Source organism: Pseudooceanicola aestuarii (assembly GCF_010614805.1).
GTDB classification, from domain to species: domain Bacteria; phylum Pseudomonadota; class Alphaproteobacteria; order Rhodobacterales; family Rhodobacteraceae; genus Pseudooceanicola; species Pseudooceanicola aestuarii.
Map to the genome: position 1 here is coordinate 451432 of NZ_JAAFZC010000002.1, position 17372 is coordinate 468803.

Here is a 17372-nt window from a genome sequence, read left to right on the forward strand (position 1 = left end):
AGCCCGAATTGCGCCGCCTCAGGCGACGTTCCGGACGATGGCTTTCAGCGTGTCGGACACGCTTTTGATCACGTTGGTTCGCAGGTTCGTCACCGCCGACCAGGTGTTCATCGCCATCTGCATCGCATACATCTTTTCCGTATCCGACAGGTTGGCGTTCTGTTCGATCAGGCGGATATCGTCTTCGATGCCCGCGATCTGGGTTTGCAGGAATTCCTGCCGCCAGATCAGGTCGAACCCGTCGCGTTCGCGAAACACCGTGCTGTCGCGAAAGGCGCCGACGGTGCCCGGCGCGGGGCCGGTTTCGCTGAAGCCCGCGATATTGAGATAGGTTGAAGTCTCCGCCATCAGGTCAGTCCCTTTTTGTAAGACGTATCGCGCATGATCCGGCCGGAGGCATTCAACGCCGCAAGCAGGCGTTCAGCCGCATCGTGATCACCGGGGGACAACCCCGTGTCGAGGGCGGCCTGAACCTCCCCCCGCATGGTGTCCAGTCGGGCAAGCGTATCGGTCAGGACGGTCGCGCCGTCCTTTGACATCAGTCGTTCTTCCAGATCGGAAAACCCGAACATCGTGCACCTTCCCGGCCGTAGTGATGATTGATTGTTATGCCGAAGCGACCCGTGCCCGTATGACATCCGACACACCCACCGCGCCGCGCAACGGATCCGCGCCCTGCTTAGCCTGCGGCGAGCGCGACTTTTTCCAGCCGGTCGCGATCCAGAATGATGATGTGCCGATCTTCGAGCGTGATGATCTCTTCGCGGGCCCACCGCCGCAGCGCCTTGTTGACATTCTCCCGCGTGCCCCGCGCCATGGAGCCGAGATCGCGTTGCGTGACCACGGGGCCCAGACATTGCACCAGCCGACCCTTGTAGCGGATCTCGTTGCCCAGCAGGTCCAGCAGTCGCAACAGCGAGTGCGACAGCCGTAGTGTCAGGTTCGGACGATAGAGTGCGCGAGTGAATTCCACCTGATCGCGATGCCGGCGGGCGATCAGCTTGGCCAGTTCGTATCGCAGCGCCTGCGCCGCAGCGCCGGTATCGTGCCGCCAGGAGGTGCCCAGGGCGATCAGCTCCGTCTCCCCCACGGTGGAGGCCGTGTCGCAATAGCCGAATCCTTCGAAGGCGCCCGCCTCTCCGAAGGAACGGCCGGGCGGGACGATGGAATGCAGCGTCACCAGCCCGTCCTCGGTGATGTAGGACAGCCGGACATAGCCGCGCAGCACAAAGAACACCTGATCGGTCGGATCATCCTGAAAATAGACGATGGAATTGCCCGGCAGCGTCACGGTCCGGCTATACCGGTCGGCAAAATCCAGAACTTCCGGCGTCATGAACGCCAGATCGACTTGGCTGAACTTGGTCGGAAGGTTCACGATCCCAATCCTCGCGGCGCACGTTCTGAAATGTCTTCGGTACTGTCTATTTCACTACGTTACGTCAATTGCGTGTCAATTCATACGGTGCTTTTTGGCACATTCCGAATGATGGAGCGGGTTTAGGGTCAACCGGCACCTTGATGCAGGAGCTTTGGCCATGACGACCATCGGCCCGACGTCACCGTCACCGACGCCCACACCGCTGGGCGGCCCCACCCCCGGCACCGCGACAAGCGGCGCCACCGGAGCGCCGCCGCTTTACACGCAATCCTTCTCCGGAGTGGGGCCGGCCCTGGCTCTGGGCCTGGCCGCGCCGGGCAATTTCGGCGACCTGGAGGCGATCTTTGCGGAGATCGCGGCCAAGCTGGGCGAAACCCGGAACGAGGGCGACGACAACCGGAAACTGGCCGAATCCGCCGCCCGCCGCACCGAACTGGCCCGCGCTGCCAGTGTCATCGGCCGGCTGTTCGGCGTTGGTGGAGTGATCGAGGCGAACAGCGACAACATCCGCGCACAGCAGAAGAAAATCGCCGGCTACGATGCGGAAACCGCCGAGCTGGTCGCACAGAAGGCCCCGCTGGAGGCAGAGTTGGCATCCGTCTCGGCAGAGCTGGTCAGCGATCAGGGCCAGCTGGTGTCGCTGAACAGCGACCGCGTGGCGCTGCTGCGCGATATCGACATGCTGACCGCCCAGATCGCCGTCGCCGACCCCGAGGACCGCCCCGCGCTGGAAGCGCGGAGATCGCAGTTGCAGGCCGCGCTCGGCCCCCTGGAAGCGGCGATTACCGCCAAGCAGGGCGAGATCACCGCAGGCAGCAATCGCATCGGTGAGCTGGAAGCGGAATTGGCCCCGATCAACGCCCGGTTGGAGAAGCTGGCCGAACTGAAGGCCGAGGCCGAGGACTCCATCGCCGCCAGCGAACGCACCATCACCGCGATGGTCGACCTGCTGAATGTCCTGGTTCGCGCCTTCCTGCCGTTCTTCAGCGCCGTGCTGGCCCTGACCAAGGGAGAGGCGGCGCGGGAATCGGGCGAAACCGACAGTATCGTGGACAATTTCGGTGAACGGATCGAGGAATCTCAGACCGCCCTGGCCGATCTGGGGCTGGACATGAACGACCTGCGCATCCTGTCACGCATGGCCAGCGGCGATGCCGGCTCGGGGACGAACCTGGCGCTGGCCTTTGTCGGTGGAATGTCGGCGCTTCTGGACACTCTCGGCGGGCTGGCCAATGCCGATACCGGGACGTTGGCGGGACCGGCCTCGGGATTTCGCGACGGCTCTGCCCGGATGCGGCTGGCAGTATGAATGCCATGCCCACCCCCCAGGAGGAGCCCGCTTCCGAACGGAGCGATATGCGCGACGATGAGGCGAACCTGCGCGAGACAGAGGCGCAGATCAACCAGCTGGGCCGGCGCCTCGCCGATGCGGAGCGTGAGCGCAATCGCACCCGGCCGGAGGATTGGCAGACCCTGTTCCGGCAGGTGGCGACGCTGGCCACGCGGCTGGCCGAACACCCGTTCATCCGCGGCGATGCGGAGGCCGAGCAACGCGTCGCCCGGATGCTGCGGGCGCCCGACCTGGAAATATTCGACCTGCGGACCGATGCGCTGGCCGAATACATCAGCGGCAAGCTGGCGTTTCACGCCGCGATGAAGGCCGCGGCGGAGGGCAAGGCACAGCCCGACCCGGATAGGCCGCGCCTGCGCCAGTCCGCCCCCTCCTCCAGCGAGGCGACACGCATGGCGGCCGCCTTCGGCCCCTCGGGAAGCGATTTTGCCCTGCCCGACCTGCCGCCCTCGCCCGCCGGGAAACCGGCGTCGCCCCCTGAAACGACCACCTCGCCCGCCGATGCCGACGCGCCCGAAGACACCGCACCGGACAGCCCCCCCCCACGCCGCCGCAGCGTGTTGAGATTGTAAGGGAAGCCGCCATGGCCGACGAAAGCTACTGGACCACGTCGAACCAGACCCCCGCCCAGCCGGTGATGGGGCAGCCCCCCTATTACGACACGCACGATGCGGCACAGACCCACATTCCGGGGAATGCCCAGGGCGCCATTTCGACCGCCTACACGGAAGCCGCGCGCTTCGTCTATCCGCATTTCGATGGGGTCTCCAACGTGCTGCCGGGCGACCTGCCTGCCAATTTCGCGCAGACCCCGCCGCCGCTGGACGATTTCCTGAACTGGCATTCCGCACACCAGGCGCAATGGCTGCACAACGGGGGCACGGGCCGCGCGGCCAATTTCTCCTCGGGCGGGCAGACAGTCGCGTATTTCAGGCTGTCCTCCGACGGCGCGACCCCTGTCAACCTGATGGCACTGACGCTGTCCGATTACGCGATGTTGCCCGAGGCCGACAAAACGGCGTTCCAGGCCGAACTGATCAGCCTTGGCGTGGCCGAGCGCCTGGGCCTGGCCTCCAGCACCACGGCGGTGCTGGCCGGAATCACCGCGCTGCGCGATGCGATCAATGCCGCGACCAGTGAATTCTCGCAACCCTACCGCAACATGCCCACCGCCGACGCCAAGGTATTCACCGATCAGCTGGACCTGCTGACCCGCCGTGTGAATAGTGGCGGGCTGGTGGCACAGGACACCGTCCTTCAGGAGGTCGCCGAGATCCAGGAACGGTTCGAACGCGCCAAGGCGTTCCGCAACCCGCGCAAGGCGGAGCCGATCAAGGAGCTGAATTACAACACTGTGGACCATGCCCGCGAATACACGCTGCGGTTCACCGATGACCTGGACAACACCAACGGCTCTCCCTTCGGGCAGTTCTGGTCCTACAATTCGGAAGGCCCCTCCACGACCGGCAAGCTGAACTCGGTCGATTCCGGTTACCTGGAGTTCATGCGCGCCGAACGCGCCATTCTCACCATGATGAACAGGCGGGAAGCGATTACCAGCACCAGCCTGCGCAACGATCCCAAGCTTGACGTGCCGAACCTGATCTTTCGGCTGCAACTTCTCTACCAGGGTCAGGCCGAAGGGATCGCAGACAGCGGCACCGAGGAAATTCGCCAGCTGCACAAGCTGTTGCAGGATTACGGGATCATGCAGCGGCTGGTGAACGAACAACTGAAGTTCTACGACTTCTCAAAACCCGAGGAGGAACGGCGGTTCATGAACCTCGGCGGGCGCGCCGATGGCGGCGTCAATACCGACCAGACGCTGAACGGCTACGATCTGGGGACCAAGTTCGACTATTATGGCACCAACAACGACGGCACCCAGCAAACAGCCAGCAGCACATATTCCTATACCCTTCCCGGCACCAAGAACAGCCTGCGCCACGAGGATACCGCGCGCTATCCGCTGGCGCTGCTGACCGGCGTCTACGGGTCGGCCTCCGGGTGGCATCGCGATGACGAGGAGGCGATTCACAACGACTGGACAGACAACGGCGCGCGCGGCTACTGGACCGATCATCTGGACAATCGCGAAACGGAATATGTCTTCCTGTCGCAGCAGGAAATGAACGTCATCATGATGTTCAGCGGCGATTCCTTCGGTGAATATTTCAACGAGGAACACCCGATCGAGGTGCTGTATGACGGGCTGGAACGGCCCAAGCAGAAATTCCTGGACGAGACCGACGAAGGCGTCGGGTCGCTGGTTCTTGAACGCAAGGGGTATTGGGAGCAGTTCTCCACCCAACTGGCGGATACGGTGACGCTGCTGAACCAGCGCAATCAGATCAAGCAGAACGAGATCGAGAACGCCTCCAAGGCGCAGAACCGTCATTTCGAGCTGGGCAACAACGCGCTGCGCAAGATGAACGACATGCTGATGACCATCGGACGGATCTGATCCATGTCGGATTACTGGAACAGCTCAGGACAATCCCCTGCCGTGCCGGTCCTGCGGCCCACGCCGGGCGACGCGCTGGATATCCCCTATGTCAACTTGTTGGACACGCCGGATGCGGATCAGATCAACCCTGCGCTGCTCGACGACGCGCGCAGCCTGTTCCCCTACTTCGATGGCGAGACCCATAGCCTGCCTATCCAGCCGGCCAATTTTGCGAACCCCGCGATCGAGGATTTCACCAATTGGCATTCCGCGCACCAGCTGGAATACCTGCGCCTGCATGGCACGCAGGAGTTGCGCAACGACGGGGACGGCAGCCTGCCGGTCACTCATGCCACGATCGGCACGGCCACCGATCCCGCACAGAACCTGCACATCCTGCTCAGCGCCGATGGACGCGAGGTGATCACCGTCAACGACCTGCAATTCGCGGATATCGCAGCCCTGCCGCTGGCGGATCAGCGCGCGCTGTCCACCCTGCCCGCCTTTGCCAGCCTGATTGCCGTGCCCTTCGATCTGGATCCCGCAGGCGGCACCGCCACCGCCCATTCCGCGCGGGAGGGGCTGAAGGCGGTGCTACAGACCAGCATCGACAGCATTGCGGCGACACCGGGGTTCCTGCCCGTTCCCACGGGCACCACGCCCGAGGATTATTTCGCCGCCGATCCCGCCCGGCGTGAGACCCATTACCACTACCTGTTCATCGAGCAGTTGCAGATCCTGCAGGAACAGCTGGACGGCATGGCGATTTTTCACGCCGACACGTTGTTGCAGCAGAATGCGGCACTGTTCGAAAGGTTCGAGCGGGTGGATGCGTTGAAGACCGTCACCCGCCCGGTCGATGTCCATTCTGACGCGGCCTATTCCGGTTATGCCCATGCCACGAATTCCGACGATGAGCTGGCCTCCATCGATGCGGCGGCGGGACTGCTCATCGGTGCCGAACTGACCCTGCTGGGGCTTCAGCGCAACTCGCAGGAGATCTCGCGCACCGGCACGTTCGAGGGCAAGCGACTGGACACGCCGACCATGACCTTCCTGTTGCAGACCTTCCAGAACTACCGCAACGAGAACCTGGCCCGCGTGCTGTCGGAGGAGCTCAACCAGTACAATTCGCTGCTGTCCTCCTACACCGCCTTTCAGCGGCTGCTGAACACCACGTTGCAGGCCTATGACCCGGTCAAGCTGGCCGCCAGCGAAGAAGGCGACGACAGCGAAGACCCGGAGGAACTGGGCCTGAAGGGCGCGAATTACGACGCCGGCACCAATGCCTATTCCAGCCTGTCGGACTTCACCGAGGCAGAGCGCCGGGCCATCGCCATGTTCGACAGCGTCGCCTCCGCCACCGGCGGGCCGCCCACCTATGCCGCCAACACCTATCACCCGATCGAGACCTTGCAGAGCCTGACCAGGCCCACGGAACGGATCGTCAGCGGCACCGGCTTCGAAAGTTACACGAAATCCACCTGGGACACCCTGGCCGTCAACATCGCGGAGGCGACGAAACTGATCAACCAGGACACCCAGCTGAAGATGGATGAGATCAACGCGCTGAACCGTCAGAAAAACCGCCACTACGACATGGCCAGCAATGCGCTGAACAAGATGGCGGACATTCTTCGCGCCATAACCTATTGATAAAGAAGGAGACATTATGATGCTCAAGGATTGCCGCGAGGCCCTTCAATCGATCGCCGATCTTATTGGCGTGCCCGTGCTGAACACCGATGCCGAAGACACGGCCGCGATCCGTGTCGGCAATCTGTTGAACGTCAACCTGCATGTGATGAACGAAACACAACTGGAACTGTCATCCCGGCTAACCTTGTCTGGCGGTTCGGTTGGCGCCGAACAGGCTAGGGCGCTTCTCTCCTGGAACGCCACGCACGACGGCCCGGAACGGATCTCACTCGATCCGGAAACGGGCGGCACGGTGCTGGGACGGAGAGTGGCTGTCACCCAGTTTGACCCGGCCGGGTTGAAGACGGTGCTGGACGATTTCGTCCATGCGGTCGCGGCCTGTGAAAACTCCGGCGCCGGAAACCTGTCGCACCAGGACAGCCGTCCGTCCGAGCAGGCCATCGCAGACATGATCCGCATCTGAGGGATCTTCGTCTCGCAGGCCCGAGGGCAGGCAAGTTGAGTCAATACAGAAGGCCGACACATGACACCATCCGACGCGGCAGACCAGATTATCGTTCTTGCGGGAATGACGTCGCTCATTCTCGATGACGACGGAAATTTCACCTTCAACATCGACCACGACGTCCCGGTGGAGGTGCAGGAATACGCGGACAGTATCGCGTTGCGCTGCCGCCTTCCCGACGTGGCTGTCACCGGGCCGGACCTGATGCGCGGCCTTTTGGAGGCAAATCTCTTCGGTACGGGCAGCGGCCATGGCCGGCTGGCGCTGGAAAACACCACCGCCCTTCTGCTGGACCGCTTCGACCCCGGTCCGCTGGATGCCGCGGCGCTGGAGGAGCGGCTGGGCGAATTCCTCGTCTTTGCCGCCTATTGGCTGACCGACGGTGTCGCCGATCTGGCCCGTCTGGATGCGAAGGACCGGGCCAGCCGACAGGCCGCGCTCGCCACATCGCAAGAGACCGTCATTCGGGTCTGACCCACAGGAAAGGTTGCAAACATGAGCAAGATTGGTCCGGGGAGCCTTCCTCCCACCAACACGATCCAGGGGCAGACGCAGACGGAGACCAACGCCGGCGTCCAGACCGCCCGTTTCGAAGACCTGGCCACGATCAGCATCGGAGACGATAATACCGTGATGGTCGAAGCCGACGATGCCCCCCGCCGCGGCGGCGGCGGCCTGAAGGAGCTGGGCCGCAAAATCGGCAATTTCTTCAAGGCCATCGGCAACGGTTTCAAGGCGATCGGCAACAGCATCAAGGCGTTGCTCAATCCCCCCCCCCGACAGGCGCAGGGTCAGCCCTGGCAGCCCAATGCAGAAGCCACCATGGGCAACGCGCCCAAGCAGCTGACCGACATCGCCACCCGTGGCACGCCTGAACAGATGCAGACCGCGCTGCAACAGATCCTGGACAACGCAGACGGTTCCGTCGAAGCGGCGGCCAACGGAACGAAGTTCGCGGGCCACCCGGCGAAGATGCCGATGGGAGAGAACCGCGCAGCGCTCACCCAGATGCTGGCGCAGATCCCGGATGACGCGCCACAGGATGTCCTGGCGCTCCGTGACAGTTTCCTGGACGCGCTGGACCCGGCGGCGATGCGCCGGGAGGCGCTGGAACCGCATCTGGAAGCACTGACCATGGATGGCAACCCGCTTGGTAGCTTCATGCGTGGCAATTCCCCGCATTCGAAATTGTTGGGCGAGACGGCGAACAAGGATGACTTCCTCCAGGTTGGCAAAGGCTATACCGATGGCAAATTGGGCGAAATGGCTCAGTTCTACGCCGATCTGCCCAAATATGACCAATTCGTAGAGGGGAGCCCTCCGCCCAGGATCGAGGGCGAGGCACTGTCCGACGATCAAGTGCTGGCATTTTTCGAGAAGACCGCTGAAATGGCCCAGGCTTTTCTTGATATGGACAGCCCGCATTTCATCGGCGCAGCGCTGGACGCGAACCCGGCCTATACCGATGCTCTGAGTGAGGATGCCCTCACTATCCGGGATTTCGACGCTCCCGGATTGTCGGATGAAGACCGTCAGCAAGCCATCCTCACCCATTACAACGACATCAACCTTCGCGAATTTGCTGGCCCGCTGGCGATCGACATCGCCATGAACAAGACCGGCGACGGCGCGGATCTCGCGATGATGGATGTGCTGAAGCTCTATCAAGCGGCAGCTAACGGGAACGAAGGCTACCTGGAAAAGTATGCCGGCGATCGGCCGGTGGCGATCCAGGAGGCGTTCAACCAACTGGTCGACGACGTGCAGCAGATGCTGGTCGCCGTCTACACCGCCTACGGCATGCCGCAGGTCGACTGACCCGGCCTGACCGTTCCCTTGCGCCGCGCCTCCGATACCAGCGGGGCGCGGCCGGCTGAAAGGGCCGCCAGATGAGCCAGTCCTCCGGCGAAAAGACCGAACAGCCGACCCCGAAGAAAGAGCGCGATGCCCGGCAAAAGGGTCAGGTCGCGCGCTCTCAGGAGGTGGTCACGACGATTTCGCTGTTCGGAACCATCGCCGTGATCATGGCCACGGGCGATTTCATATGGGCCCGGCTGGTGGCGTTGATGGATCAGGTGGCGATGCTGGCCGCCAATCCCGGCACCACGACCTTGCATACCGGGATCGCCATCGCCTGGGAAACCGGCGTCACGCTGATGTTGCCGGTGATCGGCGTGACCCTGTTCCTGGGGATCGCGGCGAACTACGTGCAGGTGGGCAGCCTGTTCTCCTTTCAATCCATTCAGCCCAAGCTGGAAAAGATCTCCATCGGCAAGGGGTTCAAGCGCATCTTCTCGATGAAACAGGTGGTGGAGCTGTTGAAATCCATCTTCAAGATCCTGTTCCTGTCGCTGCTGCTGTATATCGTCATCCGCGATGCAATCGGGCCCTATGTCTCGGCGATCAATTGCGGGCTGCCCTGCCTGGCGACGGTGACGAATTCGATGATGATCAAGGTGCTGGCCTTCTCCGCGTTGGCCTTTGTCATCGTGGCGGGGTTCGATTTTGTCTACCAGCGCCACTCTCACACCAAGAGCCTGATGATGAGCAAGGACGAGGTGAAGCGCGAATACAAGGAATCCGAGGGCGACCCCATCGTGAAGGGCCAACGCAAGCAGTTCGCGCAGGAAATCCTGATGGGCGATGCACCCAAGCAGGCCGGCAAGGCCACCGCGCTGGTGGTGAACCCGACGCATTTCGCCGTCTCCATCCGCTATCGCAAGGACGACACGCCGTTGCCGATGATCACCGCGCGCGGCCGCAACGCCATGGCCCACGAGATGCGCGCCGAGGCAGAGCGCGCCGGCGTCCCGATCTTTCGCAATCCGCCACTGGCCCGGCACCTGTTCGCGGAAACTGTGCCGGGGGATTTCGTCCCCGATGAGCTGTTCGACGTCATCGCCGAGATCCTCGCCTGGGTGGCCCGTCACGAGGACGGGCTTTATGCTGGACGGCTGGAGCGTGGCGACATCGACATGGAACGCGGCGATCACCGGCCCAGCCGCGCACCAGCGAGCTGAGCGCGGCGGCGCTACTGGTCCAGTCGGGGCGCGGGACGGCGGAAGATCTCGCGGAACATGCCGGGGGTCAGCAGCGACAGCGGGTTGACCGCGACGCGCGGCTTGCCGGCGGCGCCGGTCAGGGTGAAGTTGAAGCCGATCAGCCCCTCCCCCTTGCGGGTGAGGATCTGGCCGATCCCGTTCAGCAGGTATAGCGGCGAGATCACGCCTTGCATGTCCATCGCCCCCTGCGCGAAATCGTAGTAGCCGTCCATCGACAACCCCATGGATGCGCCGACCGCGCTGCTTTCGGTGAGGATCAGCCGATCGGGCGTCAGGCGGAACGCCGCATCCACGTCGTTGAAGACGATGCCGCCGCTGGTCATCTGCTCCAGCAGGCCGACGACGCTGATCGCCGACAGCAGGCCTGCCATGGCCGGGGCGTCCTGGATGGCGATATCGGCGACGTTCAGGCGGCCGTCGTAGACGCCTTTCCGCCCCCCGGTCGGCACCAGCGTCAGGTCCAGCGATCCGCCACGCGCCTGTTTCAGCAGATCCGTCGCCGCAAAGACCGCGCCCGCGTTGTCCGCCTGTACCCGCACCACGCTGCCCCCGTCGCGCGGCACCAACTGGCCCGAGACGACAGGCCCGCCGTTCAACCGGCCGGTGAACTGCCCCGACATGCCACCGGCGGTGGTGAAATCGCCGCGGAACCCCTCAAGGTGCAGCCCGTCGGTGATCTGCAAGCGGTCGAGCCGCAGCGCCACCGGGCCGCCCCCCGCGCCGGATCCCGCGAATTCCGCCTGACGCAGATCGACGGTGCCGCCCTGTACCGTGGCAGCCGCAGGCACGCCCGGGCCGCGCCCGGTCAGGGTGACGGGACCGTCCAGCCAGCCGCCGACCCGCACACGGGAGAACTCCGCCCGTTGCAGGCTGCCATCGTCAGACAGCGACAATGCTCCCTGGGCCAGCAGCCCCGGCGCCTCGATCCGCAGGCGATCCACGGACGGGGGCGTGCCCAGCCGGCCGCCGATCTCCAGCGTGCCGGTGGCGGCGCGGCTCATCGCCCAGTCCAGCGCATCCAGCCGCAGCCCGATCCCCGCCAGGTCTGAGGTCAGGCGGAACTCCGGTTCCTGGCCTTTTTCCAGCGCGACCCGCAGCCGGGCGCGCCCCGTGCCGGACACCGCGTCGTCTGGCAGGGCGATGCGGAATTCCTCCATGAACGCATTGGACAGCGTGATATCGGCGCTGACCTCGCTGCGGCCTTCCGGGGCGGCTTCTGCGTCGGCGCCCCCCCCACCACCCGGGCGCAGCGGCGCGGTCCAGCTGCCATCGAAGGCGACGCGCCCCAGCTTTCCGCGCCCGGACAGCTGGACCTGCTGCGCATTGGCTGTGACGGAAAGCCGCGCGGCGGTCAGTGTGCGTCCGGGGACGATCTGCGTGCTGGCCACATCGCTGACCGTACCGGCGAAATCAAAGGCGATCTCCTCCGGGGGCAGGCCCTTGACCAGCCGCAGGTCGATCACGCCGCGCGCCTGCGCCCGGCCCGTCGCCAGGTCGGTCGGGCGCCCCGCCTTGGTCATGATGCGGAACGGCTCCTGATCCAGAAGGGACAGCACCGCCGGAATCGGCGCATCCAGTGCCAGGCGGATCTGTGCCGGTCCCTTCTTGATACGCACATCGGGCACGATGAAACTGGTGCCCGCGATCTGGGCAACCCCGCCATCGGGGGCCGTGACCTCGCCGCCATCGGCGGTGACCACGAACCGGTCCCGCAGCAGCGTGGCGTGGCCATGCCCGTTGCGGATCGGCGGCATCGTTTCCATGAACGTCCCGGTAAAGCGGGAGAACTCAAAGCCCAGCATCCCCTCCGGCCGACTGCCGGGCAAGGAGCGCAGACCCAGCTGCAAGTCATGCAACCGCGCCTGCAACACATTGCGCGAGATCCAGTCGCGGGTCTTGGACGCCACTCCGGCAGGCCACAGGGTCAGGACGTCCTCCGCCCCGATCCGGCCCATCCGCCCCTCCAGCGTGACGTCCCAGCCCTCCGCGCGGGCCAGGAAATCGCCGCTGAACACCGCCGTGTCGCCCGCCAGGCCCAGGCTGAGCTCCCCGATGGTCAGGCGAAAGGGGTCCAGCTCCATCCGCATGTCCATGCGTGCGCCCGACAATGTGATCGGGGCGGCGTAGACATCACCGGGATTGGTCGACACCTCGCTGAGACTGAACTGACCGACCATGCCGGTGGGCATCCCGGCGGCAAGGTCGGTCAATTGCACCACCCCCTCGCCCTGCAACGCGACCCAACGGGAGGCGAGGGACAATTCGCTGAACCGCAGCATGGCGCTGTCGGGATCAAAGGTGAAATAGGCCGACACGGCATCAAAGGGGATCGGCGCCGTCTCGCTGCGCGGCTGGATCGCGCCCGCGCCGATCTGCAAGGCGGCGTTCAGCGGACCCAGCCGCCCGGCGGAATCCACCGCCACCCGAAGCGAGCCCGACAGCGGCGCATCCAGCACCGACAGCCAGGCCAGCGCGGCGGATTGCGTCGCCAGGTCGGCGGCGGGGGCGTCGCGGAACGACATGGCAAAGCTGCCCGCCGCATCGCCGATCCGGGTTGCATAGCTGGCATCGATCACTGTGGCATAGGCGCGCCCGGCCAACAGTGCCAGGTCGGCGCGCAGCCGCAGGTCGTCACCGTCGCGGGCCAGCACGACGCGGCCGCCGTCCATGGTCCAGCCCCGGCCCGCGCGGGCGTCTTCATAGCGCACGGTCAGGGCGCGCCCCTCGATCCGGCGCAGGGCGCGCATTTCGGGCCGCTCCAGCAGGGTGTCCAGCTGGGCCATCACCTCGCCCAGCTCGCGCCCCTCGGCGGCCAACCCGCCGGGCGCGGCATCATCCACGGCGGCCAGATCGAACTGCCCCGCCGCATCCCGACGCAAGCGCAGGTGCACGCCGTTGATATAGATCGCCTGCGGTTGCAACTGCCCGCGCAGCGCCGGGCGCAGCGCCAGCGTGCCTTCGACATCGGCCAGGATCAGGCGCATCGGGCCGGTCGTCGCGCGCAGATCGACGTCGCGCAGCGCCAGCCGCGGCACCCAGCGGTCTTCCAGCCGGATGGACAAATCGCGGAAATCGACCTGGTATCCCGGCAGGGAGGTGTTCAGCCGCGCCTCCACCCGCTCTGCGGCCCATTCGGGTACCGTGACCTCCCAATCCAGCGCCGTCAGCGTGGCGAACAGCGCCCCCAGGCTCAGCGCCAGCAGCAGCACGCCGATCGCACAGGCCCAACCCAGGGCGCGCAGACCGCGCCACCACCCCCCGCGCCGTCGTCTGGCGGCGGCCCCTTCCGGCACCGGGGCGGGCGCGCCAGGGCCGGGCCGCACGGCGTCCGGCGACGCTGGCGCGGGGTCCGGCGTGGCGGCGCCGGGGGCGCTGTCCTTGGTCCTGTCTGTGGTCACGCGAGGGCCTCCGGGCGGATGCGGCGGACGGATGGGATCCGGCGCTTTCATCTTCGCCGTTGAGGACTAATATGAAACCCGAATGGTCCCCGCAAGAAAGGCCGCGACATGACCGACCCCGTGATGCCCTCCGCCGGCGAAACCGCGCCGGATTTCACCCTGCCCCGGGACGATGGCGACCCCATCACCCTGTCGGCGCTGCGGGGCGCGCCGGTTGTCCTGTTCTTCTATCCGCGCGATGATACACCCGGCTGCACCACCGAGAACCGCGATTTCACGGAGCTGAGCGATGACTTCACCGCCGCCGGGGCCCGTATCCTTGGCGTCAGCAAGGACAGCCTGGCCAAGCATGGCAAATTCCGGGACAAGCACGGGCTGCGCACCATCCTGTTGTCGGATGCCGACAGCGATGTCTGCGAACGCTACGGCGTCTGGCGCGAAAAGAAGATGTACGGCAAGACTTTCATGGGCATCACCCGCGCGACCTTCCTGATCGCGGCGGATGGCACCGTCGCCCGCAGCTGGGACAAGGTGAAGGTCGCCGGCCACGCGGCGGAGGTTCTGGAGGCGCTGCGCGCGCTCTGACCCCGCCCCCTTTGTCCCCACCTGTCCGAATACCGGAGAGACCGATGACGACCACCCTTGCACAGATGGCGGTGGAGGTTCTGACCACCGCCGACGGTCGGGCGAAGACCGCGCTCAGCCATGCCCATGCCGCGCGCTGGCGGGCCTCGCGCGAACCGGGTGCCACGCCGATCCCGGTGGGCCGCGCCTGCCCGCCGCCCCGCCCGGCCCGTCCGGAACGGCCCGAGCTGCTGAACCCGCGCGATGTGCCGCGCCGCCGACCGGGATCGCCGCAGGGGCAGCTGGCGATCCTGCACGCCGTCGCGCATATCGAACTGAACGCCGTCGACCTGCACTGGGATCTGATCGCCCGGTTCGGCGATATCGCCATGCCGGCGGGCTATTATGACGACTGGGTGAAAGCCGCGGACGAGGAATCCAGGCATTTCAACCTGATGTGCGACTGTCTTGAAGCGATGGGCAGCCATTACGGTGCCCTGCCGGCCCATGCCGGCATGTGGCGCGCGGCCGAGGACACGGCGCAGGACATCATGGGCCGGCTGGCCGTGGTGCCCATGGTGCTGGAGGCACGCGGGCTGGACGTGACCCCCGGCATGATCGAGATTTTTTCAAGGGCAGGCCTGGACGATGCCGTTGCCGCCTTGAACGTCATCTACGCAGAGGAGGTCGGCCACGTCGCCTATGGCTCAAAGTGGTTTCATTACCTGTGCGGACGAAATGAGCAGGATCCCAAGCCATTGTTTCACGAATTGGTGCAGCGCTATTTCCACGGCCCCCTGAAACCGCCCTTCAACGAGGAAAAACGCGCCGAGGCCGGCCTGCCGCCCGATTTCTACTGGCCGCTGGCCGGGAAATGAGGGCCGCGCCAGTGTAACACTGACGGCCCAACTAGGTATGGTATCCACAGGCGGATGATCCACTACGGTGCCGGGGCCCGGCAATGTACAGTGGTCCGTTAACCCTCGAAATTTCCGCACATTTTTCGGCGATTTTCCGCCAATTCGGCGAGATTCCCCCAGCCGGGCGGGCAAGTTTGGTCAAAAGTGTTGCCCCGATTCCACACAGCCGGTAACACATTCGGGACGTCCGACGGTGGGGACCAGAATACGGGCGCGATGAAGGGAACAGAGGGGCTTCTTGAGGTGAAGAAAGGGTTCACTATCCGCCTGCATGCTCTATTGGAGCGGCATTTTCCGGAACGTCGGCTTTTCCTGCGTTCGGAAACGGACACGCGATTCATTCGCCTGCGTCCGGCGACACAATTGGTGGCATTTGCCGGTGGCGCCGCCATCGTCGCCTGGGCCATCATCGCCACGGCCATCCTGCTGATGGATTCCATCGGCTCCGGCAATTTCCGGGAGCAGGCCAAACGCGACCAGCAGACATTCCAGGAACGGCTGAACGCCATGGCGGACGAGCGTGACGCCCGCGCCGAAGAGGCCCTGGCCGCGCAGACCCGGTTCAACACCGCGCTGGAACGGATTTCGGTCATGCAGACCGAATTGCTGCGCTCGGAAAACCGGCGCCGCGAATTGGAAACCGGGATTGGCGTGATCCAGACCACCTTGCGCCGCACCATGAAGGAACGCACCGCCGCCGAGACCGAGATCGCGCGTCTGCAAGGCGAGGCCGGCGACGGGTCCGGCGCCGTCACCGCCGCCGCGCGCAGCCAATCCGCCGAGGCGACGATGGGCATCCTGACCGCCGCGCTGGCCGATACCGCCCGCGAGCGCGACAAGATTTCCACCGATGCGCAGGATGCGCTGCTTCATGCCGACGAGATGGCAACCCAGATCGCCCTTATGGAAGAGCAGAACGACGCCATCTTCCGCCAGCTCGAAGAGGCGATGACCGTCTCCGTCGCGCCGCTGCACAAGATGTTCCGCGCCGCCGGCATGGATACCGACAACATCATCAACCAGGTCAAGCGCGGCTATTCCGGCCAGGGCGGCCCGCTGACGCCGATTTCCCTGTCCACGATGGGCGAAGACCTGTCGCCTGACGCCGCCCGCGCCAATGCGATCCTGGACCAGATGGACCAGCTGAACCTCTATCGGATCGCGGCGGCCAAGGCCCCCTTTGCCACCCCGGTGAAAAGCGCCTATCGTTTCACGTCGCCTTTCGGCAATCGCCGTGACCCCAAGACCGGCGGCCGCCGGATGCATTCCGGCATCGACATGGCCGGACCGGTCGGCACGCCGCTCTACTCCACCGCCGACGGCAAGGTCGTCCATGCCGGCTGGTCCTCGGGCTATGGCCGCCTGGTCAAGATCAAGCACGAGTTCGGCATCGAAACCCGCTATGCCCATATGTCGCGCATTTCCGTCAAGGTCGGACAAAGGGTCTCGCGCGGGGATCGGATCGGTGATATGGGAGCATCCGGACGCGTGACCGGCCCGCATCTGCACTACGAAGTGCGCGTTGGCGGAAAGGCCGTGAATCCCATGACCTACATCAAGGCTGCGAACAATGTTTTCTAAGAGCAAAATCAACGAGCCCGGCCCCAAGACCTCGGATACCGGCCCGTCGCCGAGCTCCGAAGCTCCGTCCCCGAAACCCGCGACCGGTGGTGAGTACAAGCCGACCGCGCCCAAAGCGAAGCCGCCAGCGTCCGTGTTGTCCTCTGATCTTCATATCACCGGCAATGTCAAAACCACTGGCGACGTCCAGGTGGAAGGCACTGTCGAGGGTGATATCCGCGCCCATCTCCTGACCGTTGGCGAAGGCGCGACCATTCGCGGCGAAATCACCGCCGACGACGTCGTCATCAACGGCCGGATCGTCGGCCGGGTCCGCGGCCTGAAGGTCCGCCTGACCTCTACCGCGCGGGTCGAAGGGGACATCATCCACAAGACCATCGCCATAGAGAGTGGCGCCCATTTCGAAGGCTCCGTTCAGCGTCAGGACGATCCGCTGAGCAGCGGCAAGGGTGGCAATGCCACCACCGCCACCGCGACGGCCAAGGTCAGCAGCTGACCCGACCCC

The 17372-nt window shown here is 65.0% G+C and carries 16 protein-coding genes; 12 read left to right on the forward strand and 4 right to left on the reverse strand.

Features of this window, described 5'->3' with window-relative positions; translation table 11 throughout:
• Nucleotides 1–18 precede the first annotated feature (18 nt).
• The 3 genes from G5A46_RS15060 to G5A46_RS15070 form a co-directional block, all read right to left on the reverse strand.
• A complete protein-coding gene (locus G5A46_RS15060) occupies nucleotides 19–348 on the reverse strand; it encodes an EscF/YscF/HrpA family type III secretion system needle major subunit (RefSeq protein ID WP_163850665.1) in 330 nt (109 codons plus the stop codon).
• Nucleotides 348–572 carry a hypothetical protein gene (locus G5A46_RS15065; RefSeq protein ID WP_163850667.1) on the reverse strand — a complete coding sequence of 75 codons (225 nt, stop codon included), beginning with the start codon at nucleotides 570–572 and terminating at the stop codon, nucleotides 348–350. Before G5A46_RS15065 ends, G5A46_RS15060 begins: the two co-directional genes overlap by 1 nt.
• Nucleotides 573–679: 107 nt before the next feature.
• Nucleotides 680–1378 carry a Crp/Fnr family transcriptional regulator gene (locus tag G5A46_RS15070; protein WP_163850669.1) on the reverse strand — a complete coding sequence of 233 codons (699 nt, stop codon included), beginning with the start codon at nucleotides 1376–1378 and terminating at the stop codon, nucleotides 680–682.
• A 160-nt stretch (nucleotides 1379–1538) separates the two neighbouring features.
• Here G5A46_RS15070 and G5A46_RS15075 point away from each other — a divergent pair, with 160 nt between their 5' ends.
• From G5A46_RS15075 to sctU, 8 genes are all read left to right on the forward strand, one after another.
• Nucleotides 1539–2690 (forward strand): hypothetical protein, encoded by a 1152-nt coding sequence (locus G5A46_RS15075; RefSeq protein WP_163850671.1) that lies wholly within the window; start codon nucleotides 1539–1541, stop codon nucleotides 2688–2690.
• 5 nt (nucleotides 2691–2695) lie between these two features.
• Nucleotides 2696–3304 (forward strand): hypothetical protein, encoded by a 609-nt coding sequence (locus G5A46_RS15080; RefSeq protein ID WP_163850673.1) that lies wholly within the window; start codon nucleotides 2696–2698, stop codon nucleotides 3302–3304.
• Between the two features lie 11 nt (nucleotides 3305–3315).
• The gene (locus G5A46_RS15085; protein WP_163850675.1) at nucleotides 3316–5196 is read left to right on the forward strand and encodes a hypothetical protein; all 1881 of its coding nucleotides are present in this window, start codon (nucleotides 3316–3318) and stop codon (nucleotides 5194–5196) included.
• Nucleotides 5197–5199: 3 nt separating this feature from the next.
• Complete coding sequence (locus tag G5A46_RS15090) at nucleotides 5200–6834, forward strand: hypothetical protein (RefSeq protein ID WP_163850677.1); 1635 nt, start codon at nucleotides 5200–5202, stop codon at nucleotides 6832–6834.
• A gap of 16 nt (nucleotides 6835–6850) precedes the next feature.
• Nucleotides 6851–7300, forward strand: coding sequence for a type III secretion system chaperone (locus tag G5A46_RS15095; RefSeq protein WP_163850679.1), 450 nt, complete (start codon nucleotides 6851–6853; stop codon nucleotides 7298–7300).
• Nucleotides 7301–7360: 60 nt separating this feature from the next.
• Complete coding sequence (locus G5A46_RS15100; protein WP_163850681.1) at nucleotides 7361–7816, forward strand: type III secretion system chaperone; 456 nt, start codon at nucleotides 7361–7363, stop codon at nucleotides 7814–7816.
• 21 nt (nucleotides 7817–7837) lie between these two features.
• Nucleotides 7838–9160: a hypothetical protein gene (locus G5A46_RS15105; RefSeq protein WP_163850682.1), complete on the forward strand. Its 1323-nt coding sequence runs from the start codon at nucleotides 7838–7840 to the stop codon at nucleotides 9158–9160.
• 71 nt (nucleotides 9161–9231) lie between these two features.
• Entirely contained in the window at nucleotides 9232–10362 is a 1131-nt protein-coding gene (sctU, locus tag G5A46_RS15110) for a type III secretion system export apparatus subunit SctU (RefSeq protein WP_163850684.1), read from the forward strand.
• An 11-nt stretch (nucleotides 10363–10373) separates the two neighbouring features.
• Here sctU and G5A46_RS15115 read toward each other — a convergent pair whose 3' ends face one another.
• Nucleotides 10374–13802 carry an AsmA-like C-terminal region-containing protein gene (locus tag G5A46_RS15115; RefSeq protein ID WP_163850686.1) on the reverse strand — a complete coding sequence of 1143 codons (3429 nt, stop codon included), beginning with the start codon at nucleotides 13800–13802 and terminating at the stop codon, nucleotides 10374–10376.
• A 108-nt stretch (nucleotides 13803–13910) separates the two neighbouring features.
• Between G5A46_RS15115 and G5A46_RS15120 the strand changes: the two genes are divergently transcribed.
• The 4 genes from G5A46_RS15120 to G5A46_RS15135 all read left to right on the forward strand — a co-directional run bounded on the left by G5A46_RS15120 (nucleotide 13911) and on the right by G5A46_RS15135 (nucleotide 17363).
• Complete coding sequence (locus G5A46_RS15120) at nucleotides 13911–14387, forward strand: peroxiredoxin (RefSeq protein WP_239520967.1); 477 nt, start codon at nucleotides 13911–13913, stop codon at nucleotides 14385–14387.
• Between the two features lie 44 nt (nucleotides 14388–14431).
• Nucleotides 14432–15244, forward strand: coding sequence for a ferritin-like domain-containing protein (locus tag G5A46_RS15125; RefSeq protein ID WP_163850688.1), 813 nt, complete (start codon nucleotides 14432–14434; stop codon nucleotides 15242–15244).
• 258 nt (nucleotides 15245–15502) lie between these two features.
• Nucleotides 15503–16867, forward strand: coding sequence for a M23 family metallopeptidase (locus tag G5A46_RS15130; RefSeq protein WP_204318767.1), 1365 nt, complete (start codon nucleotides 15503–15505; stop codon nucleotides 16865–16867).
• Nucleotides 16857–17363, forward strand: a complete 507-nt coding sequence (locus tag G5A46_RS15135; RefSeq protein WP_163850689.1) for a bactofilin family protein — start codon at nucleotides 16857–16859, stop codon at nucleotides 17361–17363. The genes G5A46_RS15130 and G5A46_RS15135 overlap by 11 nt, the downstream gene beginning before the upstream one ends.
• The last annotated feature ends 9 nt before the right edge of the window (nucleotides 17364–17372 follow it).